At 44.5% G+C, this 18,582-nt stretch carries 14 protein-coding genes; 11 read left to right on the top strand and 3 right to left on the bottom strand.

The genetic code is table 11. The annotated features are described in order from the left end of the window. Positions 1-67: 67 nt before the first annotated feature. The 10 genes from QZ135_RS00160 to QZ135_RS00115 all read left to right on the top strand — a co-directional run bounded on the left by QZ135_RS00160 (position 68) and on the right by QZ135_RS00115 (position 7,893). Positions 68-745 carry an aspartate/glutamate racemase family protein gene (locus QZ135_RS00160; protein ID WP_294604647.1) on the top strand — a complete coding sequence of 226 codons (678 nt, stop codon included), beginning with the start codon at positions 68-70 and terminating at the stop codon, positions 743-745. Between the two features lie 12 nt (positions 746-757). Next, a complete protein-coding gene (locus QZ135_RS00155; protein ID WP_294604644.1) occupies positions 758-1,207 on the top strand; it encodes an RpiB/LacA/LacB family sugar-phosphate isomerase in 450 nt (149 codons plus the stop codon). 44 nt (positions 1,208-1,251) lie between these two features. Beyond that, the gene (locus tag QZ135_RS00150; RefSeq protein WP_294604641.1) at positions 1,252-2,253 is read left to right on the top strand and encodes a hypothetical protein; all 1,002 of its coding nucleotides are present in this window, start codon (positions 1,252-1,254) and stop codon (positions 2,251-2,253) included. Between the two features lie 70 nt (positions 2,254-2,323). Continuing rightward, positions 2,324-2,707: a cupin domain-containing protein gene (locus QZ135_RS00145; RefSeq protein WP_294604638.1), complete on the top strand. Its 384-nt coding sequence runs from the start codon at positions 2,324-2,326 to the stop codon at positions 2,705-2,707. Positions 2,708-2,738: 31 nt separating this feature from the next. Further along, on the top strand, positions 2,739-3,737 hold the full coding sequence (locus QZ135_RS00140; protein ID WP_294604636.1) for a dihydroxyacetone kinase subunit DhaK: 999 nt from the start codon (positions 2,739-2,741) through the stop codon (positions 3,735-3,737). Between the two features lie 10 nt (positions 3,738-3,747). Then, complete coding sequence (dhaL, locus tag QZ135_RS00135) at positions 3,748-4,386, top strand: dihydroxyacetone kinase subunit DhaL (protein ID WP_294604634.1); 639 nt, start codon at positions 3,748-3,750, stop codon at positions 4,384-4,386. A gap of 6 nt (positions 4,387-4,392) precedes the next feature. Next, positions 4,393-5,460, top strand: coding sequence for a TRAP transporter substrate-binding protein (locus tag QZ135_RS00130; protein WP_294604631.1), 1,068 nt, complete (start codon positions 4,393-4,395; stop codon positions 5,458-5,460). Between the two features lie 2 nt (positions 5,461-5,462). Further along, positions 5,463-5,921: a TRAP transporter small permease gene (locus QZ135_RS00125; protein ID WP_294604628.1), complete on the top strand. Its 459-nt coding sequence runs from the start codon at positions 5,463-5,465 to the stop codon at positions 5,919-5,921. Next, positions 5,918-7,258: a TRAP transporter large permease gene (locus QZ135_RS00120; RefSeq protein WP_294604625.1), complete on the top strand. Its 1,341-nt coding sequence runs from the start codon at positions 5,918-5,920 to the stop codon at positions 7,256-7,258. The genes QZ135_RS00125 and QZ135_RS00120 overlap by 4 nt, the downstream gene beginning before the upstream one ends. 83 nt (positions 7,259-7,341) lie before the next feature. Further along, positions 7,342-7,893, top strand: coding sequence for an RNA polymerase sigma-70 factor (locus tag QZ135_RS00115; protein WP_294604986.1), 552 nt, complete (start codon positions 7,342-7,344; stop codon positions 7,891-7,893). A gap of 76 nt (positions 7,894-7,969) precedes the next feature. On the opposite strand, the gene QZ135_RS00110 is transcribed toward QZ135_RS00115, so the two are convergent. From QZ135_RS00110 to ruvA, 3 genes are all read right to left on the bottom strand, one after another. Further along, the gene (locus QZ135_RS00110; RefSeq protein WP_294604622.1) at positions 7,970-8,971 is read right to left on the bottom strand and encodes a DUF3843 family protein; all 1,002 of its coding nucleotides are present in this window, start codon (positions 8,969-8,971) and stop codon (positions 7,970-7,972) included. Positions 8,972-9,040: 69 nt separating this feature from the next. After that, the gene (gene sprA, locus QZ135_RS00105) at positions 9,041-16,555 is read right to left on the bottom strand and encodes a cell surface protein SprA (protein ID WP_294604620.1); all 7,515 of its coding nucleotides are present in this window, start codon (positions 16,553-16,555) and stop codon (positions 9,041-9,043) included. Between the two features lie 196 nt (positions 16,556-16,751). Then, positions 16,752-17,357 carry a Holliday junction branch migration protein RuvA gene (ruvA, locus tag QZ135_RS00100; RefSeq protein ID WP_294604617.1) on the bottom strand — a complete coding sequence of 202 codons (606 nt, stop codon included), beginning with the start codon at positions 17,355-17,357 and terminating at the stop codon, positions 16,752-16,754. A 249-nt stretch (positions 17,358-17,606) separates the two neighbouring features. Between ruvA and QZ135_RS00095 the strand changes: the two genes are divergently transcribed. Continuing rightward, the gene (locus QZ135_RS00095; protein WP_294604615.1) at positions 17,607-18,506 is read left to right on the top strand and encodes a diaminopimelate dehydrogenase; all 900 of its coding nucleotides are present in this window, start codon (positions 17,607-17,609) and stop codon (positions 18,504-18,506) included. The last annotated feature ends 76 nt before the right edge of the window (positions 18,507-18,582 follow it).

The raw sequence follows: 18,582 nt of genomic DNA, 5'->3' as shown, positions 1-18,582 counted from the left end.
TTTTAGGGCTGCCAGGGAACTTATTTTCTTTATTGTGAAAAAGAATCTTTATTTTAAAGTATATATTATGGAAAAATCAAATAAAAAAATGATAGGAATTATTCATGCTGCCCTTATCTCAAGCAAATCGGTCCAACCCTTTATTGATGATATTATTCCTGATGTAACTGTGGCGCATGTGGTGGATGATACAATTCAGAATACCAATTTTGCTTCTAAACCAGGTGTGATTCCTAAAAGCAACTTTTATAAGTTCACAACATACGCTCATTTTCTTGAAGAGGCTGGCGCCAACTTGATTTTACTGGCATGTTCCACTTTTAATCAGGCTGTGGAACTGGCACGTCCCATGATAAATGTTCCGTTACTACAGATAGATCGTCCTATGATGGATCTGGCTGTAAAACAAGGAAGCCGTATTGGATTATTGGCTACTGTCCCCACTACTGTTCCCGCTTCAGAAAGGTTACTTTATACGGCAGCGGCAGAAAGTGGAAAAGAGATTGAAGTTACGACTATACTTTGCTCGGAAGCATTTGAAGCTATAAAACGGGGAGACATTGATTTACATAACCGTTTGCTATTGACTCAAATAGATTGTTTGTCTGAAACAGTAGATGCAATTGTTCTTGCACAGATATCTATGAGTGCATTGGAACCGATGCTTGTCAATACTAAAGTGCCTGTGTATAATAGTGGGCGTACTGGATTTGAAAGAGTGAAACAGATGTTGGATACTTTATAAAAGGATAATGATATGAAAGTTGCAATCGGTTGTGATCCCAATGCTCTTGAGTTGAAAAATATACTAAAAGAGAGTATAATTGCTCAAGGATATGAAGTCGTGGATTATGGAGGAGAGGACCCTATTTATGCAAATACTGCTTTATTGGTAGCTCGTGCCGTTTCTTCTAAAGAATGTGAAAGAGGAATTTTACTCTGTGGAACAGGTTTGGGGATGTGTTTAGCTGCTAATAAAGTTCCTGGAGCCTATGCAGTGGTATGTTCTGATAATTATTCGGTAGAACGTTCTATTTTAAGCAATAATGCAAACATTTTAGCTTTGGGAGCCCAAGTGCTTGGGATAGAGGTGGTAAAACAAATTGTTTTCCATTGGCTGGAACTGCGATATGAACATGGTGGGCGTTCTGAGGTAAAGATACAGCGTATCTATTCCATTGAGAGTGAGTATATGAAGTCTGAATAATTATTCAAAGAATTGCCATGTTTAGGAAAACGAAATTGTTTGATATGCCTGATATTTATACGGTCAATGCTTTTTCTTTAGGTAGTAAATTTTATATTGGTATGGGACCAGAAAAGTCAGGGAATCCATATTTGATAACTTATCCTTCATTGAATAAAATAGAGGCTGGAATAGCTCCTGGAGGGATGATGAGTCTGATTCCCGTTCCAGATAGGACTGATATGCTTGTTTCTGTAATGGGGCTTTTTCCGCCCTTTCAGGGACAAGATGCTGGAGTTTATAGGCATACCTGTTCAGGGGGGATTTGGAATGTAGAGAAAGTGCTGCATTTACCTTTTGCACATCGGTGTGAGATTCTTCGTAAAAATCAGATAAATTATCTTTTTATATCGACTGTAAGCAAATGTAAGCGTGAGCCGACTGACTGGTCGGAGGCTGGAGAAGTATTTCTTACTATATTAACGAGTCCCTTTCAGCCAATGTGGAACGCAGAAAAGATAATGGGAAATATCTTTCGCAATCATGGTATGCTGAAAACCGTTTTGCATGAAAAAGAGGTTGTTTGCGTATCAGGTACCGAGGGAATATTTTCTCTTTGTCCGGAGAGTCATGAAGTAAGAGTTACACAAGTCTTCGATAAAGAAGTTAGTGAATTTACTTTTATAGATATGGATGGAGATGGACAAAATGAGTTGGTGACTATAGAGCCTTTTCATGGTGATTCTTTGAATATTTATAAATTCTTACCTACCGGTTGGGAAAGAATCTATGATGCTCCTTTAGCTTTTGGGCATGGCTTGAATTCCGGAAAATTGTCAGGAATTCCTGTTGTGGTTGTCGGGAATAGGGCTGGTGTGTCCTCTTTAGATTTGTTTTGTATGATACGAGAGGGAAACAAATTCAGACGTTATTGCATAGAAAAAGGCACTGGGACAACCCAAACTCAGATATTTCACTATTTGGATGAGGATTATATACTCAGTGCCAATCAACTTAAAGGTGAAGCAGCCTTATATTGTCTGAGACAGGGGGCTCTTACAGAGTGATTTTTTCTTTTAGAACTGGTGTGGATAAAAAATATAAACTGATTCGTAGAACTGATTAATAAACAATTTAATGAAAAATGTAGTATATGAAAATCAAGTGGAAGTACAGCATCTTCCAGGAAGAGATCTTCAATGGCTTTTTACACCGAAACAGAATGTGTCTGAAGCTTTTTCAATGAATGTGGTTGTAATAAAACCCGATTGTACAGTAACTCCGGCACATTCACATCCGGAAAAAGAGGAAGTAATTTATATTGTCGATGGAAGCGGGAAAACATACATTAATGGAGATGTATATGATGTCTGTAAAGGTACTGCGGTTTTATTTCCTAAAAAATCTATACATATGCTTAGGAATACGGGAAAGGTGGATATGAAAGTGGTTTGTTTCTTTACGCCTCAGGCTACTTTAGCAGATTATGAATTCCATGAACAAGTAGTATTCCCCGAATAATATTTATCAATTTATTTAAAGAATAGTATATATGCAACGAATTATAAATAATACTGATCATGTGGTAGAAGATATGTTAGAGGGCTTTATCGCTGCGCATGAAGATATTGTCAGCAGAACTCAAAATCCTCGTGTTTTGAAATATAATCAGGCTCCTGTTCCTGGTAAAGTTGGGATTGTGACAGGTGGAGGTTCTGGCCATAAGCCTGCTTTTATCGGCTATTTGGGTAAAAATATGATAGATGCTGTAGCGGTTGGTGAGATATTTTCGTCTCCTACGGCAAAAGCATTTCTTGATGCTATCAGAGAAGCTGATTCGGGTCATGGGGTGGCTTGTCTTTATGGAAATTATTCCGGTGATAATATGAACGTGAAAATGGCTCGTATGCTTGCTGAAGAAGAAGGCATTGTAGTTAGAACAGTGGTCGCTAATGATGATGTAGCATCTGCTCCTAAAAGTGAAAGAGAAAAAAGGAGAGGAGTAGCTGGGGAGATCTTAATGTGGAAAACGGCAGGTGCTAAAGCTGCCTTGGGAGGTACTCTTGATGAAATAGTACAGGTAGCTCAAAGAACAATTGATAATACTCGTAGTATAGGTATAGGGTTAACCCCTTGTACTATACCAGCAGTGGGTAAGCCCAATTTTTCCATAGCACCCGGTTATATGGAGTTAGGGATTGGTCATCATGGAGAGCCGGGAATAAAGGTCACTGAACTAGTGACTGCTAAAGAAATGGCCGAGGTCTGTACGGAAAAGATTCTTGATGATATACTGATAGAAGAAGAGAGTGAAGTAGTGGTTCTCGTGTCCGGTTTGGGGAGTACGCCTGTGATGGAATTATATATATTCTTTAATGAGGTGCGCCAATTGTTGGAGAAGTATAAAATACATATCCATCGCTCATATGTGGGTGATTATTTTACTTCGCTCGATATGATGGGGGTTACGCTGACTATTCTTAAACTTGATAAAGAAATGGCGGAATTGATAGATTTTGAAACAAATGCTGTTTCGTTTAAACAATTATAAATAATAAGATATGGAATATTTTTATAATGATCATAATGCAGGTATCGTAATGGATATTATTACTGCTATCCAACTTAACAAGGCATACCTGAGCGATATTGATGGACAAATAGGTGATGGTGATCATGGAATAAATATGAATAAGGGATTCACTATGGCTGGTGAACGTATATCAGCCAGTCAGTCCTTTACAACAGCAATGAAAATATTGGGAGATACTCTTTTGTTGGAAGTCGGTGGTTCAATGGGACCTATTTATGGTACTTTCTTTCGCAAGTGTGCTTTTGCTGTCAAAGATGTATCGGAAATAAATGCTGACTCTTTCTCTCAAATGTTAGAGAGTGCTCTTGAAGGTGTTAAAGATATTGGCGGAGCTAAAATAGGGGATAAGACATTGATAGATACCATGGAACCGGCTACGGTTGCTTTCAAAAGAGAGTGGGATATTTCAAAAGAATTTAGGAAAGCATTGAAAGTTGCTACAGTTGCTGCAGAAACGGGTAAAGAGTCAACAAGGGATATGATTGCTCGGATAGGGCGAGCTGCCAGGCTGGGCGAGCGTTCCTTAGGAGTGCTGGATGCGGGAGCTACCTCTTGTTATATAATCCTAAAGGCTATGTTTGAATCTGTAGCATCTGTTTTAAAATGATATTTTATGAAGTTGAATAGTCGATTATATTTATTCGTACTCCCTTTGCTATTACTGTCTGGATGCACTTCGAATCAGGTAAGTGAACCTGTGGAAAATACTCCCAAACTGGTGTTCCGTCTTTCCAATGAATTAAAGCCAGATAGTAGGATATGGGAAATTTCCAATCTTTTTCGTAATGAATTGGAGAAAGCTTCACCTGATGGGGAAATCAAAGCCGGGGAAATAAAGGTTGTGTTTTATGATCAGGGAACTGTGGGCTCTGAACGACAATTGTTGGAGAGTTGCTATTTTGATGTACTCGAAATGGTTCAGGTTAATTCATCAATTCTAACTACGATTGATCCTGCATATAGTATTTTGGATTTACCTTATTTGTTTGTTACGGAGGAACAACATGCAAAAGTACTAAATGGTGAAATAGGGAGAAAGTTTCTTCAACGTTTGGCTAGATTCAATTTACAGGGTCTGGGCTTTTATAGTACAGGATTCCGTAATCTGTTTTATAAATATCCGGTTGATAGTATAGAAGTAAAGAGTCCTCATGATTTTCATGGGCTTAAGATACGAGTTATGGAGAGTCCTGTTATGATAAATTCTATTAATGCTATTGGAGCTACTGCTACCCCGATTCCTTTTTCGGAACTTTTTCAATCAATGAAAACTGGGGTTGTGGATGGAGCGGAGAATAGTGCCAGGATCTTTATGGCTTATAAGTACTATGAGGCTGGTTGTAATCAGTTTACTTTAACCGAGCATTTTGCCAATCAGCACATTTTGATAGCTAATGCCAAGTGGTTTGCATCTTTGGAGCCTAAGTATCAAAAAAGAATAACTGAGGTCATTGCTATCTCTCAGCAAAAGTTCGATGATATTTGGAGGCATACTACCGAGGAATCGCTATGTGAAATGCAAAAACATGGGGTTATGATCAATGAGATTAAAGATAAGACTCCTTTTATTACTGAAGCCAATAAGGTTATTGAGCGATTCAGTGATAGGTATCCGGTGGAATCGGAAGAATTACTTTTGGATATAATGAATATGCGTAACGAATCTTTTGAAAATAAATAATTATGAAATATATTAATATCGTTTTAGATTACCTCTTATTTATTATTTTGGGAGTGATGTCATTTACTATGGCGATTAATGTAATATGTCGTTTTGGTCTTAATTTCTCGATTTATTGGGCAGATGAGTTGACACAGTCATTGATGTTGTGGCTTACTTTTCTAGGAGCAGCTGTTGCTATACGTGAGCATTTGCATTATTCTTTTAACTATATAGAACAAGTTGCTAAAGGACAAAGGAAAAAGATATTCACAACTATTAATAAGAGTATTACTTTGATTGGTATTTGTGTCTTGTTTTTCTGGAGTATAGAAGTGACCGAGGGTATTGTGGATTGGGTTATGCCTGCCATGGAATTCAGCCGTGCCTGGATATATGGGGCTTGTCCGGTGGGATGTGTATTCATGTTGATTTATTGTATTACTGATATAATATCCAGTTTAAAAACTTCAAATTTATGACAGCTGTATTATTAATAACTTTTCTTGTTTTGCTACTACTAAACGTACCGATAGCATTCTGCATGTTATTGTCTTCATTGGCTGCTTTGCTTTATGCGGATATTAATCCTATAATGGTAGCTTTGGAAACGACTCGTTCATTATCTAATTTCTATTCATTTTTGGCGGTTCCTTTTTTTATCCTTGCAGGTGAAATTATGAGCCAAGGTGGATTATCAATGCGTCTGATTTCATTTGTAAAATCATTTTTAGGGCATAAAAAAAGTGGTCTGCCCTTTGTAACTATTGTGGCATCTCAGTTGTTTGGTGCAGTTTCCGGTGCTTCTGCCGCAACTTGTGCTGCAATTGGAGGAATGATGATACCTGCATTAGAACGTAATGGATATCCGCGTCCGTTTTCTTCTGCATTATCGGCTTGTGCAGGAACAACAGGGGCTTTAATACCACCTAGCATTGCTCTTCTTTTGTATGGAACCATTGCTAATGTTTCTATAGAAAAACTTTTTGTGGGTGGAATTATGCCTGGAATATTGATTGGAATTGGACTAATGACTATAACCAGCAGGTATGCGAAGAAATTTAATGTGGTAGTTGAAGAGAAAACCTGTTTGAAGGAACGAATGAGATGTATTGCTAAGTCTATATGGGTGATTTTATTGATGCTTATTATCTTTGGAGGAATTATGGGCGGTCTCTTTACTGCTACGGAAGCATCGGCTGTAGCAGTTTTGTATGCTTTGCTTGTGAGTATGATTGTCTATCGACAAATAACATTTAAGAACCTTCCAAGTTTGTTTGTTTCTGCTGCAAAAACTACGGCTGCTCTTAGCTTTTTATTGGCGTGTGCGAGTCTATTTGCATGGACATTGAGTATAGGACAAATTCCCGTAATAATATCTAATGCTTTAATATCTTCAAGTGATAGTATTATTGGTTTCTTCAGTGCTGATTTATCACCTGAAACTTATTTTTTCTGGAAAAAGATTATTATTCTTGCTTTATTGAATATTGCTTTATTTTTTATCAGTATGTTTATTGATGTAGCCCCAGGATTATTAATTGTAGTTCCTGTGTTGCTACCTGTAAGTGAGGCTATTGGAATGGCTACAGGATTATCTGCTGTACATTTTGGAGTACTTGTTGTCTCCAATATGATTATAGGTCTTGTGACTCCTCCCGTCGGTAGTACTCTTTTTGTAGCCAGTGGAGTAGGTAAAACTAGTATCAACGAGATGCTTCCTTATGTTTTTCGTTTTCTGATTGTAATGTTGATTGTGCAGTTATTGATTACATACATACCTTTTGTCTCTACTGCACTACCGTCATTGATGGAGTAAATAATTGTGTTAATTACGTTGTTTTTTTATTTGCCCATAATATAATTGCTTAAATTTGTTCTATACGAAGGAAAACACTAGTGATAAACGAAGATAGAGAAATTTTAGAAAAGTTGAAAGCGGGAGATACACAAGCTTTTGACATTATATATACGCAATACTATAGGGGGCTATTTGCATTTGCTTCTCAGTATGTGGATAGATCGGATTGTGAGGAGATTATTCAGGATGTCATGCTTTGGCTATGGGAAAATCACCATGTTCTTATACCTGAATTATCCTTAAAATCTCTGCTATTTTCTGCTGTTAAAAACAAGTGCTTAAATAGAATAGCTCATTTGCAAATGCAACAACGTGTACATGAAAGATTATATGATAAGTATAAGGAAATGTTTGAAGATCCCGAATTCTATATAGAAGGTGAAATTATCAATTTAATTTCTAAAGCTATAAGTGAGTTACCTGCAGACTATCGGAAAGCTTTTGAATTGAATCGATTTGAAAATCTTACTTATAATGAGATAGCGGAAAAGACAGGAGTTTCATTCAAAACCGTAGCTTATCGGATTTCTCAGTCTTTGAGGATATTGAGGGTGAAGTTGAAAGATTATCTTCCATTGGTATTATGGTTATAAGGTAGTAGTTGATAATTCGTATTAGTGATTAGTAATGTACAGATATACTGTAAGTACTAATCACTAATAATTATCCTCACTCTCCTTCGTAATATTCACACAGGAAGTATCGTGCAATAAAGTCCCAATAGTCATGTAACACTTCTTTTCCACCGGGGAAGGGGAGTTGCAGGTCGGGGAATAATCCTTTTGCCATACCATATTTCAGGGCATCAAAAGGACAGGCGCTTGGATAAGTGAATAATTTATATCCTTGGGTTGCGGCTTTTGCTGCATCGTAAGTTGGATTATTAGGATCGCAGAAACAATAAGAAGCATTCGGGGCTATCAGCATACCTTTAGCATTGGCGTAAATCACAAAATTCTTATCATCTCTTAAGTTGGGTAACAGGTTCTCATTTCTGTTAGCCCATTTCAGTTCTTCTACAAAGAACTTGCGTAGCTCATTATAAGTGGCGAAATAAAGTAATGGTTCTCCTTTACTATATGCCAGGCAATTCTCCACATCCTTTGTGAGGGGCGTGCCGGGCTTTATCTCAGGAAGCGGCACCATATCCATTTCCAGTAAATCCAGCCCCATTACCCAAATCGGAATAGATGGCTCATCACTTATGAGAGCTTCCTCGAAAGAGGCATCCATTACATCATATATCTTTTGGCTGAGATCCAATAAATCAGGGTCATGAGGATTGTGGAAAATCACTGTATCTTCCGCAAAAATAGCATATTGGGAGAGGAGAGTCCATAGGACAAATGAGATGTCTTCCACATTGATTTCATCGGGGACATACGAATCTGACAATTTATAGAAAGGCAGATAGGATTTGTATAATTTGTAGTATGCATTCGAGAACTCTTTCCAACCGCCGGATTGGGCGATGGCATCATGCATATAGAGAGTTAACGAGATGGCTGCATCCACTTTCTCATCTTCAGACTTTTTACTGTATAAAGGAGATTGGTCAATTAAGGAAAGTAGTTGGTCGGCGAAGTCCAGATACCAGGAGTCTGTCGATACTTGTTTGGCGCGCTCGTTAGCTCCTAACCAACGCTTCATGTAAATTCTTACTTGTTTCATAATGCTTGTTGTTTATTAGGACAAAGATAGGGCTTTCCCCCGAACTTATTCCCGGGTAGTCGATTTTATTTACCGTGTTAGTGAGAATTTCATACTGAAACCGAAGTCGGCACTGACCACCGGATAGGAACTGGCGGATATTAGCGGAGTGTTTTGCTGGCGGTCGTAGTAAAGGCGTAGTGTCAGCAGACGGCTCAGGGTGTAGTCTGCCGAACAAGAAATTTTCAGGGCTTTGTTGCCATTGGTGGCTTGTGCAAAGCCTTGCTGGATGTCTCGGCAGAGGGCGGACTGGTTGCGGAATGAGATGTCGGCACGGAGGGCAAGGTCATGATTGATACGGTTTTTACTGTCTTTCACATTGCGGCGGCTGAAGAGGTTGAAGTTTATAATTTTATATCCCAGTCCGATAACAAAGTCACGGGAGGCGGTTTCCACCAGTTGGCAGGCGCTCATACTGAGGTTGAGGATGCGGCTGGTTTTATATTCCACTTTGGCGGTGAGCCCGTTTTTGAGGGTGGCATCCATACCGATGAGCGGTGAGAATTGCTCGTTGATGGATACCATGCTTATATCGAAACGCGATGAAGGAATAGGATTTCCCGTTTGCACATCTTCCACAAAGCCGATGTCGCCCATATAGCTCATGAAACTTTGGAAGGTGTTGTAGCTGCCCACGCTGTAGGTACTGCGGTAGGCATGGTTCAGATTGACACTGCGGAAGTTCTTCTTGAACCAAGCTATCTTGGTGAGCCCGGTATAGGTGACGCGCCAGTTTGGCATCATGGAGAACAGGCTGGGGAAGAAGTCGAGGGCGGAGTTACGGGCGCCCCTGCCGGTGTAAGCGGAGAGGAAGGCCGGTATCATGACATCGGGTGAATGCTTGCTGATGGTTCCGTTTGCCGGGTCGAAGGGCTTTCCGGCAAGAGTGCTGCCTTGCGGATTTTGGCTGCCGATGTAGCGGGCTTCCACACGGTTGCGGATGACTTCGAGGTTGTTGCGGAAACGCTCGAAGGTGCCGGAGTGGTAACCGTCACTTGCACTGGGGCGCTCAAAGGCACTGCCTATTGAGATGATACTCATGGAGAAATTACCGCTACGGGTGTCTGGCATCCCCTCGAACATATACTGCATTTCGCGACTACGGTTGCGGGTACGATTAGCTGTGAGGTCTATCTTGAGGTCGCGTATCGGTTCGAGGGAGATGCGCAATTGCAGGTCTTCGAGGGCATTGCTGCTGGCGGGACTGACGACGGAGTCATTGCAGATGAGCCAATCATTTTGCAGGGCACGGTCGATGTAGCCATCACCGGTGAAGCCGAAGGCAAAGTCCATTCCAGGGGCAAGGAAACCTCCGTGCTTCTTCTGCCCGAACATGTCACCCACTTCGGGACGGAAGCCGGGGAGGGTCATGGCATACGTATTCTTATAAGTAAAGCTGAAATTGCGCACACTCATGGCAAAGCGGGCGGCATGCTGGCCGAACTTATACCACCAGCCGTCTTCCGGATTGGGACCGGGAATGACGGTGAGTTTGATGCGTGCCGTGTCCTGCGTGTCGATGCGGAGGGAGTTGGCGTTCAATACCTTGTAGCGCACAGGGTAATGACGCCCGTCTACCGTGAGTGCTGACACTTTGGGACGGCGGGAGTTCATGCCATGGTTGACGGTCAACGTGGTATCTGCCCGTAACTGTATTTCTTTGTCAAAACGGCGCGGCTTTTGCTCTTTGGTCGGGGTGGGTTTACGATAGGAGGCAGAGAAGCGGCGGTTCACCTTCTTTAAATAAGGTATCTTATTGTAGAATGCTTCAAGGTTGAAGCGGGAATTCACGTCGATACTGCGTTGATTGCTGACGGTGTTTCCCATTTCTATACCATCGGACAGTGAGACACCACGATCCCAGTTGTAGGAAGAGGCAAAGCGGAAGTCGGCACTAATCCAGTCGGTGATGGGGAATTTGTCGAACGGGAGTTTATAGGTGGCATTAAATGTTTGCTGGAAGTCGATGGGACGGCCGAGTGATAGCAGGCTGCGGCGCACGGTATCCTTCCAGGCGGTATATTCATCGGGGTAGAGGTCTTTGTTTACTACGCCGTAGGGTTCTTGAATCTCGGCATGGGTGGCGGAAGTGAAGTTGAGGCGCAGATTCTTCGTCAAGTCCCAACGCAGGGCGAAGTCACGGTTCCAGAGGAATTCTTTGGCGATGGAGATGGGGATACTTTCGATGCCTGTATTTCCGTTGTCAACGGATATCCCGGATGTGAGGGCTTCGAGGTCGCGAAGCTGGAGCTCATAATAATGGCGCGTCATGTCGGTGTTGAACGCGATGCTTTGGGGCAACCAGTTCAGATTGAGCTCTTTGATGAAACGCATCCACGGGGATTTGCTTTCCATCTTTTTGAAGGGCTCCCAAGGACGGTAGACGGGAGCGTAATTGTAGCTCATGGCGGCGCGCCAGTCGGTTTCGTTCTCGTAGGCGGTGGTGCTACCCTGGTTGTGGCGCAGGGAGCGTGAATAGCTGATGGTAAAGTTACCCGGGTCGTATGGCATCGGGTTCTTACTGATGATGCCTAGGCGGGCGTTGCTCAGGCTGAAGTTGCGGTAAGTTGTTATCTCACGGGCAATGTTCATCAGCGAGTCGCGTTCCCAGTCGGTGGTGAAGGCATCGAGGGCATCGTCCAGCAACATATCTTTGTCCAGCGGATTATACTTGGGCGTAGTGGCTTCCTTGGAGTAGGAGAAATAGATGGGCGCGGTGAGCCGGGCTTTCTTGGGAAAGAAGCGTCCGAGGTCGAACGTGGTGGTGAAACTATACTGATAATAATCGTCCAGCCGGCGTTCGCTGACGCTTTGTTCTAGTCCGCCGAAGCCTGCCGTTTCCACATGTCCGGCAAGGTTGATGCTGCCGATGTCGGAAAGTTGCACGTTGAGGTTGCCTTGTGCCGCCCAGCCGCCATCTTCATTGAACTCGGTGAGGCGAAGTTCATTCACCCAAATCTCTGCCGACTTGACGGTGCGGGCATTGTTTCGCACACCAATCATCAGAGTTTTTACTTCCGCCAGTGAGGGGTTGCCGATGACGCTTATCTTATTGGCAGGTTTGTCAGGGTCGTATTCGGAGTAGACCTTGGCATAGGTCACACCACTATTCGGGGTGTTCTTCAGTCGGTTGCGGTTTTTTTTCACATTGGTGAGTAGGCTGAGGTCGATGTCCAGATTGTTGGCTTTGGGCCAGACGGCGAGGCATCCGGCGGTGGTGCTTCCGTTGTATTCTCCGTGCGGGGTGAGGGTGAGGGGGATTTCATACTCGTAATAGTTGCCGCGATAGTCCGAGCCGAGGCGGATGAAGACGGACAGTTCACCGTCCTGCGGGTCGGTGGTTAGGTCGGGTAGGGCTTCGGCATGGGCAAACATTTGCAGGCGTCGGTACTGGCGCATGTCCATACCGGTGTTTTTGTAGACGGCACGGGCATCACCGGGAGCCAGCTTCTCAAGTTTCAGGCTCATGGCCTGCTCGTTCTGTTGGCGTAGTTGCGGCTGTCCGGGGTCGATGACGCGCGAGATACCCGGAGGCATGATATAATTCACCGGGGTGCGGTCGCCGTTTTCTTCAATGTTGACGGCGGACACTTCGAGTGTGGCGGAGCTGGTGGTAGAGGCGCCTTGCTGGGTGTTGTTCAGCGCATCGGTATAGGTGCGCCACTCGCCGCGTATCAGTTCCAGCGTGGCGAAGCGCAGCACGACGGGTTTCTCAAATCCGGTCAGGAACATGCGCATGAAGCGGATGGACTTGAAATCTTTGATGCTTCCCACGGCTTCACCACTGCGCACGGGTACTTTGAACTGATACCAGCTCACTTCTTCCGTTTGTCCGTTGCGCAGGCGAACGCTGACAGTACGTTTGTCTGTGATATAGTTTTGACCTACTTTTAAGTCAGCAGGGGCGAGGTGGATTTTATACTGGAAATACTTCTCCGTTTCGTTCAGGGTGTTGTCCTGATTGATGTCCTCTACATCGGGCACGGTTTTTGAAGAAATGTCATATCGTTCCGGAGAGTCTTCCGAGGCAGTGGAGTTGCCTTCGGTATTGTTGTAGTACTTGTAGCGTTCCAGAATGCTACGTTCCTCTCGGTCGTAGTCGCTACCGCGGAAGTAATGATAGTTGTCGCCCGAGGGGTCGTTATAGAACTTCTGATAGGTTTCAGTATCAACCAGGCCTTGCACTTGCGACAGATACTTCTGATAGGTAGGAAAAGTGCGTTCGTCATCGGTTGAAAGTCCGTTCAGACCGACATCCTGGCGGCGGCGGGCACCGGCAGCGTTGTCGAAAGCATATACCACGCTACGGTCGCGCGGCACACGTCCCCAGACGGTTTCTTCGGTCTTAGTCACGTCTCCGTCCGTGGGCAGACCGTTCTCAAAGAACTTCTTGCCGTCTTTCAGGATGTCTTCGGATACCTCGCCCAGATTGAGGTAAAGATACCCTCCGCGAGAGGCTGAAAGTGCCGCCTTAGATGTCACTGAGGGTGCTGAGTCTGATGTTACTGTGGATGCTTTAAATTCTTTATTATCAGTGTCTTCATAAATGAAGGGGTCGAGCAACCAGAACGTGACATATTCAATGTTCGCCGCTTCAAAATCACTCGTGTCCAGTTTGCGCATCATGCCCCCCCAACGCTTCTCCGGATTGCGCAACGTGCCGTCGGCATTTAGGTTTGTATCCAGGTTGTAGGGACCCCGTTCCTGCGGATAGTATGCCAGGTTCAGCACGTTCATGGCGGCGGATTCCTGATAAGGAGTTTCCTTATTTGGGAAAAGCTCCTGTTCGTACACTTCGCGCACGTAATGGTTGCTGAGCTGGTTGAGGTCGTTCTTGATGTGCGTGGGTGTCAGCGAGGAGTTGCGGCGGGTGAAGAGACCGTCGATGTGATACCACGCCAGCAATGCCCGGTTTTTCCCGTAGGCGATATTGTTGCTGAGCGATGCCTCCGGGAAAAGGGCGGAGGCGGAAGGGCTGTAAGGCGTGCTTGCCAGCATCCAGTACGATGGTTGGCGCAGGTCGATGCCACTTTGCGTGCTTTCGAAGTCGTCGATGTACGAAGCATTCTGTTGCAGGCCTTTGGCATGTCCCGGGACGAGGTGGGCAAATTCCACGCCAAGGTTGATGCTACTGGGTGCGGTGGCGGTGACGAAAGGCAGCTTGTCCAGCATGTTCGTTAGCCATTGGCTTTCTTTCTTCCACGAAGCATTCAGTCCCCACAGGGTGTTGGAGAGCGGCTCATCACCCATTGCCACTTTGCTTGTCAACGGCTTCTCGCTGAGGTGCATGATACTTCCGCCGAAGGAGAAGTTCTGCGAAAAGTCGTAGGTGAAGTTCAAACCCATCATCGTTTTGCGCTGCATGCTGTAGAGGGTGTTACTTTCCAGATTTACGCTGATGGCAGTGCCCGCATCAATAATGCCTTGGTTGAGGATGGTGACCACGCCCAGTGTATAATCCACCGTGTAGTCTGAGTTTTCCATGAGCGTCATGCCACCTGCCGTCACCCGTACCGACCCTTGCGGAACGTTCATGGCTCCCAGACGTATCTCGTTAGCGTTTGAAGCACGGTATTCTCCCGTCAGGCGGTATTTATTCTTTTCTGCCGTCTGCCGTGCCACGGTGCGGGTGGAGTCGTATAGTTCCTGAAACACATATTTGTCTGCCAGTGCATCGTTCCCGATAGCTTTGCGCAGGTGGCTGCCGAAAGGTTCCACTACAGGAAAATAGATGCGACCATCGGATGCCGTTACCGTATACCCCTCTACGAAGTCGAAGAAACCATCCGCGCCCGTCTGGTTCCGGCTGTTCAGCCGGTCGAGGTTCATGACGCGTAACAGAGGCATTCGGGCAATCTTACCTTCGGGGATATAGCGTAGATATACTCCTGTCGTATCACTCTGGTAAGTGATGTTCAACTGGAATTTTTCTTTCTGCACCGAGTAAGCGTTGAGGCTGTAGACGTTCTTCATCATCAGGTCCCAGCAGGCGGCATCGGGAGAGTTGGCGGTGTTTTTCAATAGCTTCACGAATAGGCTCTGCCCCGTCTCCTTGATGTCCGAAGAAAATTCTCCCACCTGGTAGCTTCTTCCCCCGAGCGTAAATTCGAAAGCGACTGCCAATACCTCATCCGGTTGCAAGGTTTGTTTCAGCGAAAGGTAGCCCAGTTTGCTGTTCAGTGTGTATTCCGAGGAAGTGAGCAGGCGGGCACTTTCTATCTTTTCATAATCCATGCCGCCTTCCACACCAGGAATGCTGTTCATGGTGTTGCTCACCTGACTGATGTCGCGAGCTGCGGCATACTGACTAATCATTTCCGCATAAAGATTATTGGCGCTGTTGGCGGGCACATTGACGTTTGATATTGGATTGGATGGATTCCCCGTTCCGTGCCAGGCGGTGGTATTACCAATGTGGAAAGCCTCCCCAAGGTCGGTCAGCGCTACGATGTTCCTTGGATTATCGTAATTATTCCGCTTATTGGTCACCCATACTTCGATACGGTTAATCGTAACTCCCGAAAGAATATTCGGAAGTTGGGCCAGATTCTTGTCGTATGCATCCCGGAAGTAGTGGGCGAGGAAAAAGTGGCGATTCTCTTCGTAGTTGTCAGCAGAGAAATCGAAAGTGGTGGTTTGTGCACCGCCTCGGCTTGTCACAGTCTTGGCTTCACTCTCTTGCTGGCTGATGACTGCTTGCAGCTTCAACTTGCCGAATTGCAAATCCGTGCGAATACCGAATAGAGCCGATGCCCCCCGTATCAGTGAGTTGTTGGTGGACATGTTTACGTTTCCCGCTTCGATTAGTTTGATGATTTCGTCTTCCTTGCCTTCATACTTTAGCTTTAGTTGTTTGGTGTCGAAATCAAATGTAGCGTCCGTATTGTAGTTCATGTTCAGGTTCACCTTGTCGCCCACTTTTCCGTTGACGTTGATATTGATTTTCTCGTCGAAGTCGAAGCCAAGTGTTTTGCGCTGGCTTTCAGGGAGCGAAGGATTCTTCACATTCTTGTAATTCATGCCGAAGCTAAGTTCCGCATTGCCTTGCGTGCGTATTTGCACCCCGCCGGGGCCGAAAAGCTTCTCTGCCGGACCAAGGTTGAACTTCATATCCATAGAGTCGAAGGCTTCTTTTCCTTTACCAATTTGTTCCCCATTCTTCTGGCGATAATATGCCTGCATGGACTGTTTCAGTGTCCAGTCCAGGTATTCTTCGGGAGTGAGTAGCATCGGCACTCCAATCTCCTTGTTACCCAGTTTGGTACGTAGGAGGTATTTGTCTGTTTTAGCATCATATTCCGCTTCTGTCCGCAGGTTCACCGGCGATTGCAGGTCGGCGGGGCGGGGCGAAAGATCCTTTAGTGTGCTTGGCACAGTTTTACGGACGGAGTATCGGGGAGGGATGGTATCTTGTGCAGTTGTTGCTTCTTGTGTATTATTTATATTTGTGCTTTGTTGTGCATTCTGTCCCATAACGACAAAACTGCCGGGCGTTAGCCACAGCAGTAATAACCAGATTATATGTCGTATGTATGAAGACTTCATGTGTATTCAGTTGTACAAATGATAATTTAGCGCGGAGCGCTAAATTAAGTTACGAGCTACGAGCTACCAGTAACGAGTTGCTGCGCTGTACTCGTGGCTGAATAATTATTCGCCCGGCTATCACACTGAAAGGCACTTGTCACTCGTAGCTTGTAGCTTGTCACTTATCGCGCGAAGCGCGATAAATTATCATTTATCAAAGCCGTTTCAGTGCCAGTTTAATCACCTGTTCCACCGGTGCATCCGGTTCTTCCTTCAGTATTGCCAGCACCACCTTTTGCGACGGCGCCTGTGCAAATCCCAGCATTGTCAACGCAGCAATTGCTTCTTCTTGTACCTGTGCATTGGCAGCCGTCAGCATTCCGCCCAGATTTCCTATTGTACTTCCTGCAGCGGCAGCACCTGTCTTGATTTTATCTTTCAAATCCACAATCACCCGTTGCGCAGTCTTTAGCCCGATACCTTTCACCGTCTTCAGCATGTTCGCATTCTCCGTACTGATTACATTCACCAGTTCCGCCGGTGAAAGTGCTGAGAGTATCATTCGTGCTGTATTTCCACCGATGCCCGATACGGAAATCAGTAACAGGAATAACTCCCGTTCCTGTTTGTCCGCGAAGCCATAGAGAATATATGCATCCTCACGTATAGCCTCGTAGATATACAATTTGCACTCCTTTTTACCCTGAATGGCAGCATACGTATTCAATGAAATATTAACGGCATATCCCAAACCGTTACAGTCGATAACTGCGGTTGCCGGGCTGAGCTCGGCAAGTCCGCCTTTGATGTATTCTATCATAATGCTTATATAACGGGCGCGCGCGACGAATATTGTGTTTCCCCATTATAGAGTCGGGAGAGTTTAACAGAACTTTTTCCTTTGGAAATTGTTTTAGAGGGTAAGTAATTGAAGGTGCATAAGTTTGAAACAAGTCTTAATAAAGGAAAAACTCTGTGGAACTCTGTGTTGTTTTGTAGTGAAATTAAATGAAAATGCTTACTTTTGTGCCGATAAGATAGAAAACTGATAAATAAATCCAATAAAAGAATGAAAAAAGTAAGAGCAGCCATCGTTGGCTATGGCAATATCGGGCAATACGTGCTCGAAGCATTGCAAGCAGCTCCCGACTTTGAAATCGCAGGTGTTGTACGCCGTGCAGGAGCAGAAAACCGTCCCACAGAACTGAGTGAATACCCCGTAGTGAAGAATATCAAGGAATTGGAAAGCGTTGATGTAGCTATCCTTTGTACACCGACCCGTAGCGTGGAATCTTTTGCTAAAGAAATCCTTGCCCTCGGCATTAATACGGTTGATAGTTTTGATATCCATACCGGTATCGTAGATTTGCGTCGTACGCTGAACGCTGCTGCCAAAGAGCATAATGCAGTTTCTATCATCTCTGCCGGTTGGGACCCGGGAAGCGATTCGATTGTGCGTACTTTGCTGGAAGCTATTGCTCCGAAAGGAATTACATATACCAATTTCGGTCCTGGAATGAGCATGGGACATACTGTTGCTGTAAAAGCTGTTGACGGTGTGAAAGCGGCCCTTTCCATGACAATTCCTACAGGAACAGGCATCCATCGCCGTATGGTTTACATTGAGCTGAAAGACGGTTATGAGTTTGACAAAGTAGCTGCTGCCATCAAGGCCGACGCTTACTTTGTGAATGATGAAACACATGTGAAGCAAGTTCCCAGTGTAGACGCTTTGCTTGATATGGGACATGGCGTAAACCTCACTCGCAAAGGAGTTTCCGGTAAAACTCAGAATCAATTGTTCGAATTCAATATGCGCATCAATAATCCTGCACTCACAGCACAGGTATTGGTTTGTGTGGCACGTGCTTCCATGCGTCAGCAACCCGGTTGCTATACCATGGTGGAAGTTCCGGTTATTGACCTTCTTCCGGGTGATCGTGAAGAATGGATCGGTCACTTAGTGTAAATAAATAAGACTGGTATTTTACCTTAATAAAATAGACCATCTATCCGACTGGAATAGATGGTCTATTTGCTTTAAA

Source organism: uncultured Bacteroides sp. (assembly GCF_905207245.1).
Classification (GTDB): Bacteria; Bacteroidota; Bacteroidia; order Bacteroidales; family Bacteroidaceae; genus Bacteroides.
The sequence above is the reverse complement of the archived record's forward strand: the minus strand, read 5'-3'. Positions and strand labels throughout refer to the sequence as shown.

Coding starts and splice junctions, on each gene's coding strand:
- QZ135_RS00160 (WP_294604647.1), top strand. CDS start 68: ATGGAAAAATCAAATAAAAAAATGATAGGAATTATTCATGCTGCCCTT.
- ruvA (WP_294604617.1), bottom strand. CDS start 17,357: ATGATAGAATACATCAAAGGCGGACTTGCCGAGCTCAGCCCGGCAACC.
- QZ135_RS00140 (WP_294604636.1), top strand. CDS start 2,739: ATGCAACGAATTATAAATAATACTGATCATGTGGTAGAAGATATGTTA.
- sprA (WP_294604620.1), bottom strand. CDS start 16,555: ATGAAGTCTTCATACATACGACATATAATCTGGTTATTACTGCTGTGG.
- QZ135_RS00145 (WP_294604638.1), top strand. CDS start 2,324: ATGAAAAATGTAGTATATGAAAATCAAGTGGAAGTACAGCATCTTCCA.
- QZ135_RS00095 (WP_294604615.1), top strand. CDS start 17,607: ATGAAAAAAGTAAGAGCAGCCATCGTTGGCTATGGCAATATCGGGCAA.
- QZ135_RS00120 (WP_294604625.1), top strand. CDS start 5,918: ATGACAGCTGTATTATTAATAACTTTTCTTGTTTTGCTACTACTAAAC.
- QZ135_RS00125 (WP_294604628.1), top strand. CDS start 5,463: ATGAAATATATTAATATCGTTTTAGATTACCTCTTATTTATTATTTTG.
- QZ135_RS00155 (WP_294604644.1), top strand. CDS start 758: ATGAAAGTTGCAATCGGTTGTGATCCCAATGCTCTTGAGTTGAAAAAT.
- dhaL (WP_294604634.1), top strand. CDS start 3,748: ATGGAATATTTTTATAATGATCATAATGCAGGTATCGTAATGGATATT.
- QZ135_RS00110 (WP_294604622.1), bottom strand. CDS start 8,971: ATGAAACAAGTAAGAATTTACATGAAGCGTTGGTTAGGAGCTAACGAG.
- QZ135_RS00150 (WP_294604641.1), top strand. CDS start 1,252: ATGCCTGATATTTATACGGTCAATGCTTTTTCTTTAGGTAGTAAATTT.
- QZ135_RS00130 (WP_294604631.1), top strand. CDS start 4,393: ATGAAGTTGAATAGTCGATTATATTTATTCGTACTCCCTTTGCTATTA.